The 17,767-nt window shown below is 57.0% G+C and carries 14 protein-coding genes and 1 pseudogene; 6 read left to right on the plus strand and 9 right to left on the minus strand.

Features of this window, described 5'->3' with window-relative positions; genetic code table 11:
* Positions 1-22: 22 nt before the first annotated feature.
* Positions 23-1,240: an anhydro-N-acetylmuramic acid kinase gene (locus tag A6764_RS17835; RefSeq protein WP_264622306.1), complete on the minus strand. Its 1,218-nt coding sequence runs from the start codon at positions 1,238-1,240 to the stop codon at positions 23-25.
* 356 nt (positions 1,241-1,596) lie between these two features.
* Here A6764_RS17835 and A6764_RS17840 point away from each other — a divergent pair, with 356 nt between their 5' ends.
* Complete coding sequence (locus A6764_RS17840; RefSeq protein WP_255309756.1) at positions 1,597-2,601, plus strand: iron-hydroxamate ABC transporter substrate-binding protein; 1,005 nt, start codon at positions 1,597-1,599, stop codon at positions 2,599-2,601.
* A gap of 65 nt (positions 2,602-2,666) precedes the next feature.
* Here A6764_RS17840 and A6764_RS17845 read toward each other — a convergent pair.
* From A6764_RS17845 to A6764_RS17855, 3 genes and pseudogenes are all read right to left on the minus strand, one after another.
* A pseudogene (locus tag A6764_RS17845) lies at positions 2,667-3,342 on the minus strand (alpha/beta hydrolase).
* Between the two features lie 125 nt (positions 3,343-3,467).
* Positions 3,468-4,412, minus strand: a complete 945-nt coding sequence (locus A6764_RS17850) for a nucleoside hydrolase (RefSeq protein ID WP_029097698.1) — start codon at positions 4,410-4,412, stop codon at positions 3,468-3,470.
* A complete protein-coding gene (locus A6764_RS17855) occupies positions 4,409-5,281 on the minus strand; it encodes a nucleoside hydrolase (RefSeq protein ID WP_264622307.1) in 873 nt (290 codons plus the stop codon). The genes A6764_RS17850 and A6764_RS17855 overlap by 4 nt, the downstream gene beginning before the upstream one ends.
* Before the next feature lie 273 nt (positions 5,282-5,554).
* On the opposite strand from A6764_RS17855, the gene A6764_RS17860 reads away from it, so the two are divergent.
* The gene (locus A6764_RS17860; protein ID WP_035288586.1) at positions 5,555-5,911 is read left to right on the plus strand and encodes a hypothetical protein; all 357 of its coding nucleotides are present in this window, start codon (positions 5,555-5,557) and stop codon (positions 5,909-5,911) included.
* Between the two features lie 262 nt (positions 5,912-6,173).
* Here the strand turns inward: A6764_RS17860 and A6764_RS17865 are convergent, their stop codons facing one another.
* On the minus strand, positions 6,174-6,371 hold the full coding sequence (locus A6764_RS17865; protein ID WP_065067991.1) for a hypothetical protein: 198 nt from the start codon (positions 6,369-6,371) through the stop codon (positions 6,174-6,176).
* A gap of 407 nt (positions 6,372-6,778) precedes the next feature.
* On the opposite strand from A6764_RS17865, the gene bluB reads away from it, so the two are divergent.
* A complete protein-coding gene (bluB, locus tag A6764_RS17870; RefSeq protein ID WP_065067990.1) occupies positions 6,779-7,465 on the plus strand; it encodes a 5,6-dimethylbenzimidazole synthase in 687 nt (228 codons plus the stop codon).
* Between the two features lie 183 nt (positions 7,466-7,648).
* Here the strand turns inward: bluB and hrpB are convergent, their stop codons facing one another.
* Positions 7,649-10,162 (minus strand): ATP-dependent helicase HrpB, encoded by a 2,514-nt coding sequence (hrpB, locus tag A6764_RS17875; protein WP_264622308.1) that lies wholly within the window; start codon positions 10,160-10,162, stop codon positions 7,649-7,651.
* A gap of 128 nt (positions 10,163-10,290) precedes the next feature.
* Positions 10,291-12,642 carry an RNA polymerase recycling motor HelD gene (gene helD, locus A6764_RS17880; RefSeq protein WP_065067987.1) on the minus strand — a complete coding sequence of 784 codons (2,352 nt, stop codon included), beginning with the start codon at positions 12,640-12,642 and terminating at the stop codon, positions 10,291-10,293.
* A 672-nt stretch (positions 12,643-13,314) separates the two neighbouring features.
* On the opposite strand from helD, the gene A6764_RS17885 reads away from it, so the two are divergent.
* Positions 13,315-13,803, plus strand: a complete 489-nt coding sequence (locus A6764_RS17885; RefSeq protein WP_065067986.1) for a hypothetical protein — start codon at positions 13,315-13,317, stop codon at positions 13,801-13,803.
* Here A6764_RS17885 and A6764_RS17890 read toward each other — a convergent pair.
* Complete coding sequence (locus A6764_RS17890; protein ID WP_176703348.1) at positions 13,788-14,441, minus strand: glycoside hydrolase domain-containing protein; 654 nt, start codon at positions 14,439-14,441, stop codon at positions 13,788-13,790. The genes A6764_RS17885 and A6764_RS17890 overlap by 16 nt on opposite strands.
* Positions 14,442-14,748: 307 nt before the next feature.
* On the opposite strand from A6764_RS17890, the gene A6764_RS17895 reads away from it, so the two are divergent.
* Positions 14,749-15,180, plus strand: a complete 432-nt coding sequence (locus tag A6764_RS17895; protein WP_065067985.1) for a hypothetical protein — start codon at positions 14,749-14,751, stop codon at positions 15,178-15,180.
* Positions 15,181-15,421: 241 nt separating this feature from the next.
* On the opposite strand, the gene A6764_RS17900 is transcribed toward A6764_RS17895, so the two are convergent.
* Positions 15,422-15,862 (minus strand): hypothetical protein, encoded by a 441-nt coding sequence (locus tag A6764_RS17900; RefSeq protein ID WP_065067984.1) that lies wholly within the window; start codon positions 15,860-15,862, stop codon positions 15,422-15,424.
* A gap of 500 nt (positions 15,863-16,362) precedes the next feature.
* Between A6764_RS17900 and A6764_RS17905 the strand changes: the two genes are divergently transcribed.
* A complete protein-coding gene (locus A6764_RS17905) occupies positions 16,363-17,760 on the plus strand; it encodes a hypothetical protein (protein ID WP_065067983.1) in 1,398 nt (465 codons plus the stop codon).
* The last annotated feature ends 7 nt before the right edge of the window (positions 17,761-17,767 follow it).

Raw genomic sequence — 17,767 nt, forward strand, 5'->3', positions numbered from 1 at the left:
GTTGATTCCCCCCTGTTTTGGTTCAATAACAAATGTTTCCCAAGACGACCGCCCGTTTGGCCCCGGTGACGGACGGCACGCTGCTCGGCCGGCCCATCAGCGTTTCGTGGCCCAAAATGGCAAAGGCCATCGCCTCTTTGGCGTCGTCCGGGACGCCGTACGCGTCCGTCGTCGTCAGCCGGATGCCCGCCGGCAGGCGATCCCGGAGCATCCGGAGCAGCGTCTCGTTGCGGGCGCCGCCGCCGGAGACGATCACTTCGTGCACCGGCGTGGCCGGCAGCACAAACGATTCGTACGCCGCTGCAATCGTGGCCGCCGTCAGCGCCGTCGCCGTGGCCACCAGATCGGCGGCGGAGAGGCCGCGCGCGTCTTTCTCGGCCCACAGCTTCTCGGCAAACGCCCGACCGTACGTCTCCCGCCCCGTGCTTTTCGGCGGCTCCAGCCGGTAGTACGGATCAGCCAGCAGCTCCTGCAGCAGTTCGGCGCAGACCGTCCCTTCGGCTGCCATCCGGCCGCCCTCGTCGAAGCGCTGCCGGCCGTTTGTCGCCATCAGCACGATCTCGTCGATCACCATGTTGCCCGGTCCGGTGTCAAAGGCAACCAGATCGTCGATGGAAGCACCCGCCGGCAGCACGGTCACGTTGGCAATCCCGCCGATGTTTTGCAGCAGCCGCCCCTTTTCGCCGTGCCGAAACAGGACGTAATCGGCGTACGGAACGAGCGGCGCCCCTTCGCCGTCCGCCGCCAGGTCGCGCGCCCGGAAATTGCCGACGACGGGAATCCCGGTCCGCTCCGCCAGCGTCGACAGCTCGCCGATCTGCAGGGAGGCCCGGATGTCCGTCGTGCCCGCCGGACCGGGAAACGGCGCCCGGCCGGCGACGTGCCAAACAGTCTGCCCGTGCGTGCAGATCGCATCCACTTCGCCGGGAGCGACATCGGCCGCTTCCAGCAGTTCGCTGACCGCGTGGGCGTACCACTCCGCCAGTCCGAAATGGGCCAGGGTCAGCCGGTCGATTCGGGCCGTCTGCGGACTGCACAGCTCGGCCAGCCACTCCCGCAGCTCATCCGAGTACGGCAGGTAGTGAAATTTTCGGAGACGGACCGCGGCGATGGCACCCGCCTGGTCCGTTTCGATCGCCACCAGCGCGGCATCCACTCCGTCGAGCGAGGTTCCCGACATCAATCCGATGACCAAATGCTCCCGTTTCTCCCGGTAGCACCGCTGCGCTTGACCGTCCATTGGGCCACCTCCTTGCGAGCATTTCACAAACAGAATGTTGAAAAAATACAGACTTTAAAGCGCTATCATCATTATATGTAACAAAATTTCCTGAGTCAATTAATAGTAACTAAATTTTATTTCAAGAAAGAAAACAAAAGCGGCAGACCTGCCAGGCAAGTCCGCCGCAGCTAGCTGCGTTCTCTCTTTTTCGCGATGATCCGCGCTCACTTGTAAGACAGAGACGTTTGAGAAGACGCACGTTTTTGCGATGGATGTCATTTTTATATTGACAATGATAATAATAATCATTATCTTTTTCGATGTGAGAAACCTCACCGTGCATCCATACATTATCAACATAGGAGGAACTTGTCGTGCGCTTCGGACGAAAACAAATGAAAATGGGCTTGGTTTTCCTCGCGATTATGGTTGTAAGCGTACTGCTTGCAGCTTGCGGAAGTTCCGGAAGTCATTCGGGCGATCACTCGCCGAACGCTTCTGCCGGTTCAAGCCAGCCCGGCGAACAGTCGGCATCTGATCGAGTCATCCAAGACGCCATGGGCCATCATGTAACGATTCCGGACAATCCGCAGCGGATCATTGCCTCGTATCTGGAGGATCCGCTGGTGGCCTTGGGCGTCAAACCAGTCGCCCAATGGTCGGTGGCAGACGGCAAAACGGTTCAGGGTTACCTGCAGTCGGAACTGAAGGGAGTGCCGACGATCAGTTACAATCTTCCCCCCGAAGAAGTGGCGAGTTTTAATCCGGACCTGATTGTCATCGGCTCGCCCTCGTCCGTACAAAACGGTCTGTACGAAGCGTATTCCAAAATTGCGCCGACCTATGTGCTGGGAGACGAAATCAACAGCGATTGGCGGAAAACGCTTCTGAAGATGGGGGAACTTCTTGACAAGAAGAACGAGGCCGAACAACTGCTGAATCAATACGATCAAAAAGCGGAAGCATTGAAGGCGAAACTGCACCAAACCATCGGCGACCAATCCGTCGCGATTCTCTGGTTGACGCAAAAACAATTCTACGTGGTGGACAAAACGCGTTCCAGCGGCTCCGTTCTGTACGGGGACCTGGGAATCAAAGTCCCGCAGTACCTGTCCGATCTGCCCAGCAGCTCGCAAGCGACATGGAGCCCGGTTTCGCTGGAAAAGCTGGCGCAGCTGGACGCCGATCACATCTTCCTGGTCAAGAGCGACACCGAGCAGACATCGGAAATCTTCAACAATCCGATCTGGAAGAACCTCCCTGCCGTCAAGAAAGGACACGTGTATGAAATGAGCTCCGACAGCAGTTGGTTGTACAGCGGACTGCTCGCAGGCCAACAGGTGATGGAAGACGTGTCGAAAATCCTGGCAAACAAATAAGGGCCGCAAAAAGCCGGACACCCGCCTTTGGGTATCCGGCTTTTCTTCGTTGGGGACACCGCCTTTCAGCCGCTTGATGCAAACCGTTCGGCACGGCTGATCAAGGCCGGCAGCAGCGATAGATGGCCCTCCTCCTCAAACTCCTTGAACTCCACGTGCACTCCGCGGCCTGCCAGGGTCCGCAGGCGTTCCGCCAGTTCCATCGTGTTGTCGTTTACGCGGCTTGGATGGCTGCTCTCCCATTCCCCCACCGCGAGCAGGATGCGGACGTCGATCTTTTCTTGTTTTACGCGGGCCACGAATTGCTGCTCCTCTTCGCGAATGACGCGCTTGTTCCAATGAATGGATGGGCTGCCTGCGACATACGTCCGCCCCGCCCTGTTCCGGCCATGCTGTCCCGTCGGGTTTCACGGGCAGCTCCGTTACAGGCACCGGCAGCGTAAAATCGCAATGGCGCGCGGGTGGGAACGGATCGTCCGTCGGATAACCGATGCCGACGACAACCGCCGGAACAACTCCCGTCTTCTCGGGTCGTCCTGCCTGCGCTCAAAGCGTCTCCACCATCGTGCCAAACACGGCATTGGCGTCCAGCAAGTACATCACCGGATAGCCTTCGGAAGGCGGCTCTTCCTCAGGTGCTGCCACAACAATTCGATAGTCCCGGTTCGCAGCGCGCGACTGCATCACCCACTGGGTTGTCAGCGGGATTGTGACCTCGCGGCTGACCGGACCGTTGGCCATCGTGACAGATGGTTCAATGATTTTGCGAGCCACCGTGTCGAATCCCTCCCCGATTGACCGTTTCGTTTGCATGCAACCCTTCATCCTTCCAAGCATCGCTTGGAAACCGTTCCCCGCCCCATTCGTCATCCATCACAACGGAACATGACGTTTTGCAAAAAATGTTCCACAAAACGGCCGGCGTCGACCTCCAGGCAGACGTCGACGTTGGGCGGGGCTGCCGGCTGCGGGCGCCTGTCGCCAATCGTCCGCCCGTCGGACAGGCCGCCCGACGTGTCTACCTGCACATGCATCGGGACGCTCGTGACAAACGTCGGGTCGATAACCGCCCCGACCGCCAGCGGATCGTGCAGCGCGCAGCCGCGCACATGGCCCGCCCGGGCGTAGGCCTCCATGTAAAAGCTGCAGATGTCGGCAAAAAAGCGGCTGACCGGCGTGTCGCGCCTTCTCCACTCCTGCAGGTGGTCGCGGGTGAGCAGCGTCTGCATCGTCACGTCCAGCCCCACCAGCGTAATCGGCAGGCCCGATTGGAAGACGTACGCGGCCGCCTCCGGGTCGGCGCAGATGTTGGCCTCCGCCACCGGCGTGCGGTTGCCCGGTACGGTAACCGCTCCGCCCATCACGACCGCCCGTTTGACCAGCGGGACGATCTCCGGCGCGGCCATGATCGCCAGTGCCAGGTTGGTCAGGCTCCCCACCGTCACCACCGTAACCTCATGCGGGTGGGCCTTGATCGCCGAGATGAGGAAGTGGGCGGCACTCGCCTGCCGGGCCGCCGTCCTCGGGGGAGGCAGTTGGACGTTCCCCAGGCCGTTTTCGCCGTGGAACAGCTTGGCCTTTTCCTTCAGCTCCCGAAACAGCGGCTTGGCCGCCCCCTGAAAGACCGGAATGTGCGCCGCATCCAGCAGCTCCAGCAGCTGCAGCGTGTTGCGCGTCGCCTCTTCCACCGCGATATTGCCGAACGTGGTGGTCACGCCGAGCACGTCCAGTTCGGTCGCGTGCACGGCGTAGGAGATCGCCAGCGCATCGTCAATGCCGGTGTCCACGTCCAGGATCACTTTTTCTCTCATCGGCTGCCCTCCTCTCCCTGAACGATTGCCTGCAGGCTTGGATACGCCTGCGCGGCGTCCACGGCGACGCAGACGTCGACGTCCGTTCCGACGCGGGGAACGGCCCGCAGATCGGCCAGCACCGCTCCGGCGGACAGCGCACTTTGGCATTCCACCGCCAGTTTCATCCGTTCCGTCCGGGCCGCTTCCGGGCACAGTGCGACCAGCATCGCCGCCAAGGCGTCGAGGCGGGCTGCCCCGTCCGTCACGGGCCCAAGCGGCGTTGGCCAGGCTTCCGCAGCCGCAGGCAAGGACAGGGACCGGGTGGCGTCAAGCGGCACCAGCGTCAGCGGCAACCCCGCTTCCAGGACAAATCGGGCCGCTTCCGGGTCCGCGTAAACATTGGCTTCGGCCACGGGGGTCACATCGCCCGGCACGCGAATCGCCCCGCCCAGCGCGACCACGCGCTTCAGCTTGCGGCCAAGCTCCGGGTCCCGGGCCGCCGCCAGCGCCAGGTTGGTGAGCGGCCCCAGCGTCACGATCGTCAAGCCGCCCTCCGCCTGCTCCGCCGTCTGCACGATCAGTTCCGCCGCCGATGCGGCTGCGGGCATCCGGCCGGCGTCCGGCAGCGGCAGACGTTTTTCCTGACGAGCCGTCCCCGCGGCCGTTCCCCGGCGCAGGAGCGGTTGGACGGCCCCTCTGGCAACCGGCATCTGCTTTGCCCCGGCGAGGGCCGCCACCTCCAGCGCACGTGCCGCCGCCTCCTCCTGATCCGGGCCGACGCAGGTAACGGCGCACACTTCCGCATCCGGCCACCGCAGCGCGCACCAGAGAGCGATCGCATCGTCCCGCCGCGCGCCCATGTCGACGAGAAGTTGTCGTTTCTCCACCAGGCTTTCCCCTCTTTCTCTGCTTCAGGCAGTCCGTTTGCCCCTATGCTATCCCAATTGGTCTGAATCGGTCAAATTGTCTGAGACGATGAGCCGACGGACAGCAGACCTGCGGGACGGGCTCTGCGTTCACACTCTTGCGTCCCTTCCATGCGTGGCTTACACTGATGCGTAGAAGTGATTGGCCGGCAATTCCGACAGCAGGACATTGCCCGCCGGGGACGACGCGCAAGCCTGTCCCCAAGCGCACCGACAAAGGAGTGGCAGCCCGTCATGCAAACCGTGGAAGACCAGAGCCGGGAGCTGCTGGACAGCCTGCGTGTCCATCTCGTGAAAGTGCTCAGGCGGCACAAGCGCAAACCGTACCTGCCCGTCTGGGGTGAACTGTTCTGGGCGCTCCGGGAGATCGCCAAAACCGGACAGCGGCTTGCCCAAGACATCCCCATCTACCCGATCCAGCCGCTCGGAACGCTTCTGTACCGCTATCATAACGACAAGTTCCAGGTCGACATCCCCGACCCCGGCATCACCATCTCGCTGACCGCCGAGCAGTTGATCGACGCGCTGATCAACGGCAGCTTTGCGCCGGTCGAAACCTTTCCCGCACACAAACCGCCCTCCTTCGGCTAGACACCTGTTGTCAGCTTCAGGAGGGAACCTTTTGGACACATAAAAAAGAGGCGGTCCCTCCTGCACAGTTTTGGACCGCCGTCACGAACTCCCCAAGTTCGTACATACTAGGAATTGTACTATGCTTTTCGCTTATCGAAAAGTGTCGTCTTTTGTTTTCTTCATAATTTGTCAAATCTGCACCATGGCGGGACGCGATTTACAGGTGCGTGCTCCCGTCTGTCCCGGGGCGGTTCGTTCGGTGCCGCCGTTCATCCTCCCTTCATCCTTCCTGCCGCTTTGCCCCGAACAGGATGTACAGGTAGACGTACTGACTGAGACTCAGCTTGGGAAAGACGAATGCCAGGGTGGTTTTTCCCGGCAGTTGTTTGACGGCGTAGCGCAGGTTTCTGGCTTGCAGCATTTTGGCCAAGCGGGTCGCGTCGCTCCACGATACGGTAAAGGAAATATTTTGCTCCATCCGGGTCAACACCTCAGGAGCTAGTATTCCCCAGTTCAGGAAAAGTTACGAACGGAGGAACCAGCAAAGGCTTCATCGTGAAAACCGTCGCATGGCAGAGATACCATGGACGGAGATGGCGCGATACATCCCTGCTGTGAACAGACGCCAGGAAGCCCCCACATCGGGAGCTTCGCCGTTTCTTTCGCGAAGGCTGCCCTACCCGCCATCTGCAATATAAAAAAAAGCCACCTGTATCGTACAAGCAGCTCATAAAGGGAGGGGTAATACGTGAAGCGTGTACCTTACAGACGGCAGGACGGCAAAAAGGTTGCCGATATTCGCGTTTTTGCGAGTCCGGACCTACGCAAATGGTACAATGTTCACAGCGCAGCATGTCCACTACAATCGCAAGGAGGAAGGCATTCGTGAATCGTTTGTCGGAGGAAGAAAAACGGGGCGTGTACAAGGCCATCGTAAACCGCAGGGACATCCGCACGTTTCTGGACAAGCCCGTTCCGGACGAGAAGCTGCTCGCCATCCTGCAGGCCGGCCACCACGCTCCGTCTGTCGGCTTCATGCAGCCGTGGAATTTTGTCATCATCCGCGACCCGGCGACGAAACAGCAGTTGGCGGAGATCGTGCAAAAGGAGCGGCGGGCGCTGGCCATTCACTACGAGGGGACGGACAGGGAACTCGCCTTTTTGGATCTGAAAATCGAAGGGATCAAGGAAGCGCCGATAACCCTCTGCGTCACCTGCGATCCCACCAGAGGCGGGGACCACGTGCTCGGGCGCAACTCCATACCGGAAACGGACATCATGTCCGTAAGCTGCGCCATCCAAAACATGTGGCTGGCCGCCTATGCGGAAGGCTTGGCCATGGGCTGGGTCAGCTTCTACAAAAAGCCGGATGTGCGCCGCATTCTCGGCATCCCGCCGCATGTGGAACCGGTTGCCCTGCTGTCCATCGGCTACACGGACCACTACCCGGAACAGCCGCTGCTGGAAATCTTCCAATGGGAGCGCAGGCTTGACCTGGAGCGGCTCATCTTCGAAGAAAAATGGGGCCGCCTTCCGGACTCCGTGAAAGCCGGCCAGCCCGTCCGTCCGTAAAAGACGCGCTGGCGGGCCAGTCATACGCAAGGAGTTTCTCCTCCAGGGAACAAGCCGTTTCAAGCACGTGAGCGGCGCACGTAAACAAAAAACAGGGCTGTCCCGTCATGCGGCATTCGCCGCTGGCGGATACAGCCCTGTTATCGTCAGGTCCTCATTTTTTGGGTACGTGATGCGTTGGCTTCACGAACGGGGGCGGGTCCGGTTCGTCGGGAGCGCCTCCAGCGGATTGTCCGGCCAGTAGTGTTTGGGGTAACGCCCTTTCAAATCCTTCTTCACTTCAAAATAGGCGCTGCGCCAAAAGCTGGCCAGATCGCGCGTCACCTGCACGGGGCGGTGTGCCGGCGACAGCAGGTGGAGCGTCAGCGGCACCCTCCCCCTGGCAATCCGGGGCGTTTCCTTCAGCCCGAACATCTCCTGCAGCCGCACAGCCAGCACCGGAGCTTCTGGATCGCTGTAGTCGACCGGGATGCGCGAGCCGCTGGGCACGACGATATGCGTCGGGGCGTACTCGTCCAGCTTGCGCCGCCGCTCCCAGGAGAGCATCCCGGCGAGGATGTCGGTCAAGGAGAGACGCTGCAGGTCGTCGCGGCTTTTCAATCCGTACAGGTGCGGCCCGAGCCAGTCAGGCAGCGAAGCCGCCAGCGCCTCCTCCGACACGTCCGGCCAGCCCTCCTCGTGCCGGCTCATGAACAACAGCCGCTGCCAAAACTGGCGGGCCTGCTTGGTCCACGGCAGGATCTCCAGCCCTTCTTCGGTGATCCCGCGAAGCAGCGCAGCCGCGGTCTCTTCCGGATCGGGATCGGCCAGGGGGACGTCTTTCAGCACCAGGGCCCCCAGCCGCTCCCGTTGTCTCGCCCGCACGGCCTGCGCCTCGCGATCCCAGTAGACGGTCGTCTCCGCCTCGATCTGGTCGGCGAAGTGCCGCTCCAGATCGGACACGTCCACCGGAGCAGCGAGATGCACGCGTCCTTCCGCCCCCAGATCGTCCAGTTCGGCTGCCACCAGCCAGGGAGCTTTGGCCAGCGGCTGCGGCCCCGCCAGCGCCGCCCCGCGGCCGTTGCGCAGAAGAAACCGTCCGCTGTCGCGCCTCCGCGCGATCCGGTCGGGGTAGGCGAACGCGAGCAAAAGCCCGCACGCGTCCACGTCGCCGCCGCTGTCGTCGGCAATCCCCGCCTCCCGCTTCCAGTGGTTCGCCTCGGCAAGAATCCGCCGGCACGCAGCCGCGTCCACCGTGTAACCGGGCGGTGCGGCATCGCCGGGCCGCCCTCCCGCCGCTGCCTGTCGCAGCGTCTCCACCCGCAGGCGCAGATCGGCGTCGGCCGGAGCATGACCGCTGCGCAAAACGTCCCGTTCACTCAGAATTGCCGCCAGTTCGCACGCCAATCCGCCCAAACCGAGCGGAATGGCCCGCAGGATCATGTGCGCGAGGCGGGGATGTAGACCGAGCTCCGCCATCCGCCGTCCGTGCGGGGTAATCGTCCCGCTTTTCTCCAGCGCGCCGAGCTGGACGAGCAGGTCGCGCGCCTGCGCAAGCGCGGCGGCCGGCGGCGGATCGAGCCAGCGCAGCTCCGCCGGGTCCACGACGCCCCAGGCAGCCAGTTCGAGCGCCAGCGGAGCCAGGTCCGATTCCAGAATCTCGGGCGTGTTTCGCACAGCCAGGTGCCGGTGCTCCTGTTCAGTCCACAGGCGGCGGCATACGCCGGGGCCGAGACGGCCTGCCCGGCCCCGCCGCTGCTCGGCCGACGCCTGCGACACCCGGACGGTTTCCAGCCGCGTCATGCCGGTTCGCGGCGAAAAGCGCGGCACCCGCGCCAGGCCGCTGTCAATCACCACCCGGACCCCTTCCACCGTCAGGCTGGTCTCGGCGATGGAGGTCGCGAGGACAATTTTGCGCTCGCCCGGCCGTCCCGGCGCGATCGCCCGGTCCTGCGCCTCCTGCGGCAGATTCCCGTAGAGGGGGGCCACCCGGACGGAGGCGCCCAAATCCAGTTCGGCGAGCCTTTCTTCCACCCTGCGGATCTCGCCCGCGCCCGGCAAAAAGACGAGGATGTCTCCCGATTCGGACGCGAGCGCTTCCTGAATCTGCCGGACGACGACCGGTTCGACCGGTCCCTCCACCCGGCGCTCCAGATAGCGCGTCTCCACCGGATAGGCCCGCCCCTCGCTCGTCAGGACCGGCGCATCGCCCAACAGCGCGGCAACCGGCTCGGCGTCCAGCGTGGCGGACATGACCAGGATGCGCAGATCGTCGCGCAGCACGGACTGGGCCTCCAGGCACAGGGCCAATCCCAGGTCGGCGTGAAGGCTGCGCTCGTGAAATTCGTCAAAAATGACCAGTCCCGTGCCCTCCAGAGCCGGGTCGGCCTGCAGCATCCGCGTCAGCACGCCCTCGGTAATCACTTCGATGCGCGTGGCAGTCCCGACCCGGGAATCCAGGCGCACTCGGTACCCCACGGTGTCTCCCACCTGTTCCCCCAGTGAGGCGGCCATGTAGCGGGCCGCCGCCCGCGCAGCCAGACGGCGCGGCTCCAGCATCAGAATGCGGCGTCCGGCCAGCCACGGCTCGTCGAGAAGCGCAAGCGGCACCCGGGTCGTCTTCCCCGCCCCGGGCGCAGCCACCAGCACCGCGCCGCTGCGGGTGCGAAGCGCCTCTTTCAACTCCGGGATGATCGAATCGACGGGCAATGTGTTCATGCGATCACCTCATGTTTGTTCCAGCCGCGAACATCCTGTTCTTCCTCTGCTATTATAGCCGCTTCGCAAGCGGCCGGCACGCGTTTTGACGCACACGGCGGGTGCGGGGGCCCGGCGGCCTGCAGCTGTCAGCTCTCCACGACGTAGGTATCGGGGGAAAGCGCGGTCACAAACGGGCTCACCTCGCCGACGGCATACAGGTGCAGTTCATGCATCGCCCGTGTACAAGCGGTGTAAAACAGCCTGCGTTCCGTCTCCCGCCCATACTTCGCCCGAGACGCGTCGTAGATGAGCACCGCGTCGAATTCGACGCCTTTGGCCAGATAGGACGGGATGACGAGCACGCCCGGTTCGAAGGAGACCGTCTCCTTGCCGATCAGGCGCACCGGCAGCCTGTCGCTGAGCGCCGCGTGCGCGTCCCGGCTTTCCCGGGCGGTTTTACAGATGACCGCAATCGTCCGGTGTCCCGCATCTTGAAGCGCGCGGATGCGGGCGGCGATCTTGACGGTCAGGTCGGTCGTGTCGGCGGCTTGCGTCAAGGTCGGCTTCACCCCGTCCCGGTTAAACGGCTGAATCACTTCGCCCCCGGCGATCAGCCCTCGGGTAAACTCGACGATCGGCCGCGTGGACCGGTAGCTCCGCGTCAGCACGATCGTCTCGGTCTGCCCGTCTTCGTACAGCGAAGCGAGCGGGGAAAAGTCCGTTTGGGCATCGACATGGGCGTATATCGCCTGGTTCAAGTCGCCGAGCACGGTCATTCTGCTGTGCGGGAACAGCCGCCGGATAAAGGCGAACTGAAACGGCGAGTAGTCCTGCGCCTCGTCGATAAACACGTGCCGGACCGACGTGTTGGTCTGAAACCCTTCAATCCGCTCTTTAAGGTACAAATACGGCGTGGCGTCCTCCCAGAACAGCTCGGACCGGTCCAGCATCTCCACGGTCCGGGCGCAGATCTCCTCCCACTGCTGCGGCAAGGGGACGTCGTTCGCAAAACGAGACGCGTACCGCGGATCGGCGAACAACTGCCGGTAGACGGCCGGCATGTTGACAAATCCCAACTGCTTTACCCACCGGCGCAGCGGATCGAAGTGCTCGTTGACGACCGTGGCGGCAAGCAGCTCCCGTTCACGCTCAAAGTCGTCAAACGTCTCTTCGGTGAAGCGCTTTTGCTGCCGGAGCTTTTGATAGGCGCGGTAATACGCCTCCCGATCAAGCAGGTCGATTTCGTCTTCCACCCACGGTTGGGTTCGCTCCTGGCGCTCCCGCTTCCGCAGCTCCTCCAGCAGCCACTCCGCCGTCAGCCTCATCCGGTTGGGAAGGCGCAGCGAGGGATCGAGCGAGTAAAACTGCTCCCGGATTCGCTCGGCGTCAATCAGGGTCCTGCCGCGGAACGTCACATCCGCAAAGATCATCCCCGCCTGCCCGAGCGATTCCACGTAGCGCTCGATCACCTGCATGAACGCGGCGGACGCCTTGAAGCGGATTCCCTCCATGCGGGCGTCATACCCCGGTTCGTCCATGGCGGTGTAGGCGTATTCCATCTGCGCGAACGGATCTTCGATGAGAAACGTCTCCCCCAGCCTGTGCTCCACATACGCCTGAAACGTCGTCTGCTGCATGTTCTCCTCCCCCAGTTCGGGAAGGACGGTCGACACGTAGCTGTTAAACAGCGGATTGGGGGAAAACAGCACGATCTGCTCCGCCCGCAGCGTTTCCCGGTACCGGTAGAGGAGATAGGCCACCCGCTGCAGGGCGGCCGACGTCTTGCCGCTTCCCGCCGCCCCCTGGACGACGAGCAGCCGGCTTCGCTCGTTGCGGATGATGCGGTTTTGTTCTTTTTGAATCGTGGCCACGATGCTTTTCATCTGCCCGTCCGCCTGTCTGCCGAGCACTTCCTGCAGCAGTTCGTCGCCGATGGTGACCCCCGTGTCAAACATGCTGCGGATCCGGCCGTCACGGATGATGTACTGCCGCTTCAGCTCCATCGTGCCGGCAATCGTGCCGCCGGGGGTCTCGTACTGCGCCGGTCCGGGCGGGTAGTCGTAGTACAGGCTGGACACCGGCGCCCGCCAATCGTAGACGAGAAACTGTTCGTCCCGTTCGTCGAGCAGGGAGGCGATTCCCAGGTAGATGCGCTCCGCTTCCCGCTCCCCGTCTTCGACAAAATCGATCCGCCCGAAATAGGGTGACTGTCTCAGCTTCCTCAACGTGTCAAGCTGCCTGCTCGCATGGCGGTGGCTGCGTTCCCGCTCCGACAGCACCTCTGCCTGCTGCTTGATGCTCGCGTACGTCTCCACCGCTTCCGTCGCATCGTCAACGTTGACCGTCACGTCGTCCCAGAAGTTTTTGCGGATCTCCACGATGTCCGCCCGCACGTCGCTGACATGCTCCTGCAGACTGCCGATTTTCCGGTCAATCTCGCCGATGACACGTTCAACGCGCTCTTCTTCTTCCCGCCATTCTCTCTCCGTTACGCTCATCGTATCGCTCCTCTTCAGCCAATTTTTTGGGACCACAGTGTTTGACAATCCGGATCATTTGTGGTATGATTATATTGGGATATATTATTCAGTTTTTGTAATTGGTAGTGACCACTCCTCATTCTAACACAGACGGGTGCAAAACACAATGCGGTCGGCGCCGGAAGAACACGTCCGGTTCCACTCGCAGCGAAAAACGAACGGAATAACGAACGGAATAGAGATAGACCAAACGGAGACGCGCGATTCGTCTCCGTTTTTTCGTGGATGCTGCCAATGATGGCGTTCCGGCCTTTTTTCCCGCAATTCTTTCGGAACGGCTGTAAATCTTCTATACTAATACCATAGATTTCCATGCAAGATCAAGAAAAATTCGAATCCACGCCGATCATGGAGGAGGATCATGACGAACCCGTGAACGCATCACAGTTGCTCCTGATACGCACATCTTGAAAGCGACCGTCACATTGGGACTTTGTTCGCCAGAGGTTTTACGGGGGACTGCCGACGACCGGCAGGCGGTGGCTGACGCATGGGAAGCAGCCCCGCTCGGCAGTGGGTTGGTACCCATTGACGTGCATACACCCTTGTGGTTGTGGAGCCGCGCAGAGTTCCCATCACTTGCGGTCTTCAAAGCATCACGAAGCAGGTAAACGGGGAAGGGGGATTCGGTTGAGTACCGTGCTGCAAACAAGTGTACTTGCAGGTTTGCTGACCTTTTTGGCCATAGGGGGATTGCTTGCGAAGGTGCATTGGAGGTGGAAAGCGAACCCGTGGTTGGTTGGCATCATGGTTTTGCTGTTCAATGCTGCACTTTTTGGTGCTGTCCTACTAATATATTTCAACATGACACGTACTCTGTTTACATTTGTTCCTTATGCAGTGGTTCTAAGCATCACCGTTTGGCTGTTCATTGGCAGACTCTGGCGAGGAACACAAAAAGAGCGTTTCATATTGGCGGCGATCGGAAGCAGTTTCTACTGGCTGGTATCTTGTTATGTTCTCTGCAGAAGACTTACATTAAAACCCAGATATCCCGGTGATGATGTATTCATGGCTGCCCTTGGTCTCGACATTGCATTGCTCGTCGCGGGAACTGCTGCTCTCTCCTGTACACTCATGTTGGGATGGCCCCGAAAGGACACTTACCAGAGCCATTGAAACAGCCTGCGGTCCATCAGATTGGTGTCGACCGGACATTCTCTCGCGTTTTCGCCATACTGCCATGCCCACACCTGTGCCGGACAGGGGGGACGTACGGGTGAATACGCCGGTGCTTGACGCGGGGACGATGGGCCCGGCGTAGGCTCCTGGCTCCACAGCACGGTTCGCGTTCTCACCCTTTCACTCTTTTCCTGTGCGAGACAATACGCTCTGGAAAAGGCGGGTTGACTCGGATCACAGTAAATCCCCGGACGATATCCTCCCTGATCGACGGCATCCACCCACCCGCGGATCCACGCCTCATCGACCTGAAACCGTTTCTCGATGTTGGCAAACAGCATGGTTCCCTTGGGAATACCGAGCAGTTGAGCATAATACATGCTGTTTCTTGCAGCGATTCGCCCCTGGCCATAGCCGACCGCTCGGGTGAATTTACTGTAAATCGGCAGGATCTTCACGCCGTTGCGATGAAGAAAAGACGCTTCCGCTCTCGTAAGTCCGTCCGCTGCATTGGGTACGGTTGCCAAATACCTCCCCCAGTAGGCAGGTTTGCCGAAGTTGCGCACCACACATTGATACAACTCATTTCCCACTCGGGAAGCTGAATCTACTCCCCACAGCATTGGTTCCGGCATGTGTGCTGTCCTCCCTCACACGTTGTTACCTTCATGTATATGGAGACAGCAGGAGAAACGCCAGCCCTGTCATCATCCCGCAGGCCCCCTGCCCGCGTCGCGTTTTGAGCGGACGCGATCCGCTTCTTTGCTGGTCGTTAAACAGAGCGAGCAGCCCATGACACCACTGACTTTGTCTGCACACTGAAAAAATATTACTGACTTTCCCCTCGAGCAGTTTACAATATATGTAACAGACTGCCTGGTTTTCCCGCCTATAGGAGTGCGGTCTTTACTGAACCAACATCATGCAAGGGGGAGAGAAATCTTGCGAAAACCGATTCTACTATCCTTTCTGTTCATTCTTGTTGTATGCGGCGTTTATTTGATCGTGGAGAGAATGTCATACACTTCGTTTACAGACATCGTAAAGGATCAGATACAGCCAAATGACGAGGTTACAATCAGAATGGAGAGATATTCGGACGACACAACCACAAAGATCGTTGATCAAGACAAGGTCAGAAACATACTTGCAGAACTCTCAACCATGAGGTTGCAAAATGCTAACGACTTCAGGTCTTCTGGGGCTTATGCCATAAGGTTATATGTGAACGGGTCATATCGGTTTGGTATGGAACTTCTTGATAATCACAACTACATACGGATCAGTCATGACAAGCGCATTAATGTTTACAAAATTGTCAACGATGTCGATCTATCAAAAGTACTTGAATTAACTAAGCTTGAGTTTCAATAAAGATTTTATCTAAACTCCTTCCCTTCAATATTCGTACAGTCCGAAAGGTTGAGAGAGCCCATGTGCCTATTGTCCGTGACAGCCTTACAGGAGTTGTTTGTCAGCCCCTTCAGGAGATGCCGGATGCCCATAATACCTTTCATCTTCGCTTCATTAATGTATACAGGAAAAAAACTCCCTCGACTGCAATAGCAACGAGGGAGTTTGTCTTCAACTAAACCCGGATGATAACCGGGCTTTTTTATACTACGATCCATCCACTTTTTGAGTGAACCCGTTTAATGATACCTTTACCAGAAATAAATCGAATAACTTTACCATTTACATCAAATTCAATAAACGGTAATTCAATTTCCATACGATCGTATTGCGGGTTGTCCACAAGGAAATCTTCCATATAGCCAAGTTCCCAGTAACCTTTATAAACCATTTGCTCAAGAATATCTTTTGCACTCGGTGTAATTGAAGCCAAAATACCTGTGATACCCGCAACAATGCCAGCTGGAGTACTTGTAACAAAAGCAAGTCCCAAAACTGAAGAGACGGTACCTAACACACTCATCAAACGGTTACTGTCAAGTCTTACCAAACCAGAATCGTACATCTCTCGTTGTGCTCGTTCAATTTTTCGAATCTGGTCCAAATTTACAATGATAGTATCAGCATATTCTCTTGATCGCATGTTTTATCCTCCTCATATTTTTTATTCCAAGTTTTTTCCGGAAAAGAACTTGTCACTATATAAGGAGGGGTATCACAAGAAAAAACAACCTAAGTTCAAATAAAATTTGTACCGATAAGTGAGATTATAGAAGGCCATGTTAAATATCGATGCCTATCAAGCTAATAACGCTCCTCTTGAAAAAACCCTTGATTTCTCAAGGGTTCTGAAGTTCATTGTATGGTGGAACATAGCTGATCCGAACCGCTGACCTCTACACTGCCAGTGTAGCGCTCTCCCGTAGTGGTCGAACTCACTACCAATAAAGAAAATGATTATGCAAAGCAAAGATAAATATTCCACCTATAGATATTTGTAGCATCTATTTCTGTGTAAATTACCTTACGCTACTATTCCATCGTTTGGTCTAGCTATGTATAAAACTTCAAAATAGACATGGTAGACAAACTATTTTAAAATTTTCTATACTTATTGAGAATGTAGAACTTGGAGGAAATACAATGCTTAAAAATATTTTAACCTACGGTGGTGAAACCATCGTTACCATTTACCATAAAGGGTTCGATGATGATGTTGGTAAAAGAAATAAACGTGTTGTAGAAAAACTGGGACGTTTAAATCTCAAATTTGAAGAATATGTCGTTCCTGATGAAGAAATTGAACAGATCTCATACAACGGTTGGAGATTGAAAGGGCTGTTGGGGAAAAGGGCTGCCCTGAATCCATACGGTGAAGGGGCATGCGCTTTTATTGAACAACTCGTATGTATCGATAAGCCCCAAAGTCTTTTTTCTGATGGCAACCAATATACGTTAAAAGTTGATGTGCCAACCTTTCAAAATATATGCAGATTTGCTAAAAGATATACAGGAATTGATTTTTCAGAGAACCCAATGAGCTTTGGAAACGTCTTTATTTTTAGCTGCTCCAAAAGGGAATATCATGCGCTAAAAGATGATGGAATTATCGTAAGCGGCAACATTAAAACTGACCATATAATCGTGCATTTTAAACAGAATGATTTAGTTGTTTCTACAAAGATCGTTGACACTGCACAATTTCATATCGGACAAGATATCGAAATTGTGTCTGATGAACCTTGGAACTGTCATGATATCGAAATGTATTCTGACGGTAGACTAATCTACTATGATAGAGACGTAGCCTATATGAGAAGTATTGTTATGAATATGACTGCTACGCAAAGAGTTCAAAGTGTTCCCTTGAAAAAATTAGGAAAAGATTTCAAAGTAGAGTCCGAGGGTGTTACAAAGACAACCATTATTGGTGAAAAAAAGCCTATAGTTATAGAAAAACTTGAACGCTCCAATAGTGATATTCGACGTAGGCTGAAAGATGAAGAATCTGATCATACCTCAGTATTTATCAAACCAAACGAAGTACAAAAAGCAATGGATTTTATCCAAGAGGAACTAAAAAAGAAAAGTAAACAAGTATGGCTTTTCGACTCATACTTCTCAGACCGGAATGGCATTAATTACGCGATAGATTGGATCAGAATTTTTGCATTTTGCCATGCTGAGGAAAAAAACATTGTATTTTTTAACAATCCTATGAAATCGGAACGCAATCCCATCACCGCAACAGAATTTTCCAACTTAACTAGAGAAGACTCTTTTATTCGAACTAAAAAAGGAAAAGATGTACAATTGGGAATTCAATTTTTTCAGATAAAACAATATATACATGATCGATTCCTCTTTATCCTAGATAAAGATCAGTTCGTAACAGGAATAACTATTGGAACATCCTTAAATTCATTAGATAGCAATTATTTTTGTATCCAAAAATTGCATAATAGAACTGCGAAAAATATTTTCGAGGAGCTAAGGAAATTTGTGGAGTTTCCTAACATAGAAGAAAAAGCTAGTATATGAGAAAGGA

The sequence above is a fragment of the Brevibacillus sp. WF146 genome (assembly GCF_001673705.2).
Classification (GTDB): Bacteria; Bacillota; Bacilli; order Brevibacillales; family Brevibacillaceae; genus Brevibacillus; species Brevibacillus thermoruber.

Excerpts from the sequence above, each read along its gene's own strand:
- A6764_RS17835 (WP_264622306.1), bottom strand. The coding sequence starts at position 1,240 with ATGGACGGTCAAGCGCAGCGGTGCTACCGGGAGAAACGGGAGCATTTG.
- A6764_RS17900 (WP_065067984.1), bottom strand. The coding sequence starts at position 15,862 with ATGCGATCAAGAGAATATGCTGATACTATCATTGTAAATTTGGACCAG.
- A6764_RS17905 (WP_065067983.1), top strand. The coding sequence starts at position 16,363 with ATGCTTAAAAATATTTTAACCTACGGTGGTGAAACCATCGTTACCATT.
- A6764_RS17850 (WP_029097698.1), bottom strand. The coding sequence starts at position 4,412 with ATGAGAGAAAAAGTGATCCTGGACGTGGACACCGGCATTGACGATGCG.
- A6764_RS17865 (WP_065067991.1), bottom strand. The coding sequence starts at position 6,371 with ATGGAGCAAAATATTTCCTTTACCGTATCGTGGAGCGACGCGACCCGC.
- hrpB (WP_264622308.1), bottom strand. The coding sequence starts at position 10,162 with ATGAACACATTGCCCGTCGATTCGATCATCCCGGAGTTGAAAGAGGCG.
- A6764_RS17890 (WP_176703348.1), bottom strand. The coding sequence starts at position 14,441 with ATGCCGGAACCAATGCTGTGGGGAGTAGATTCAGCTTCCCGAGTGGGA.
- A6764_RS17860 (WP_035288586.1), top strand. The coding sequence starts at position 5,555 with ATGCAAACCGTGGAAGACCAGAGCCGGGAGCTGCTGGACAGCCTGCGT.
- helD (WP_065067987.1), bottom strand. The coding sequence starts at position 12,642 with ATGAGCGTAACGGAGAGAGAATGGCGGGAAGAAGAAGAGCGCGTTGAA.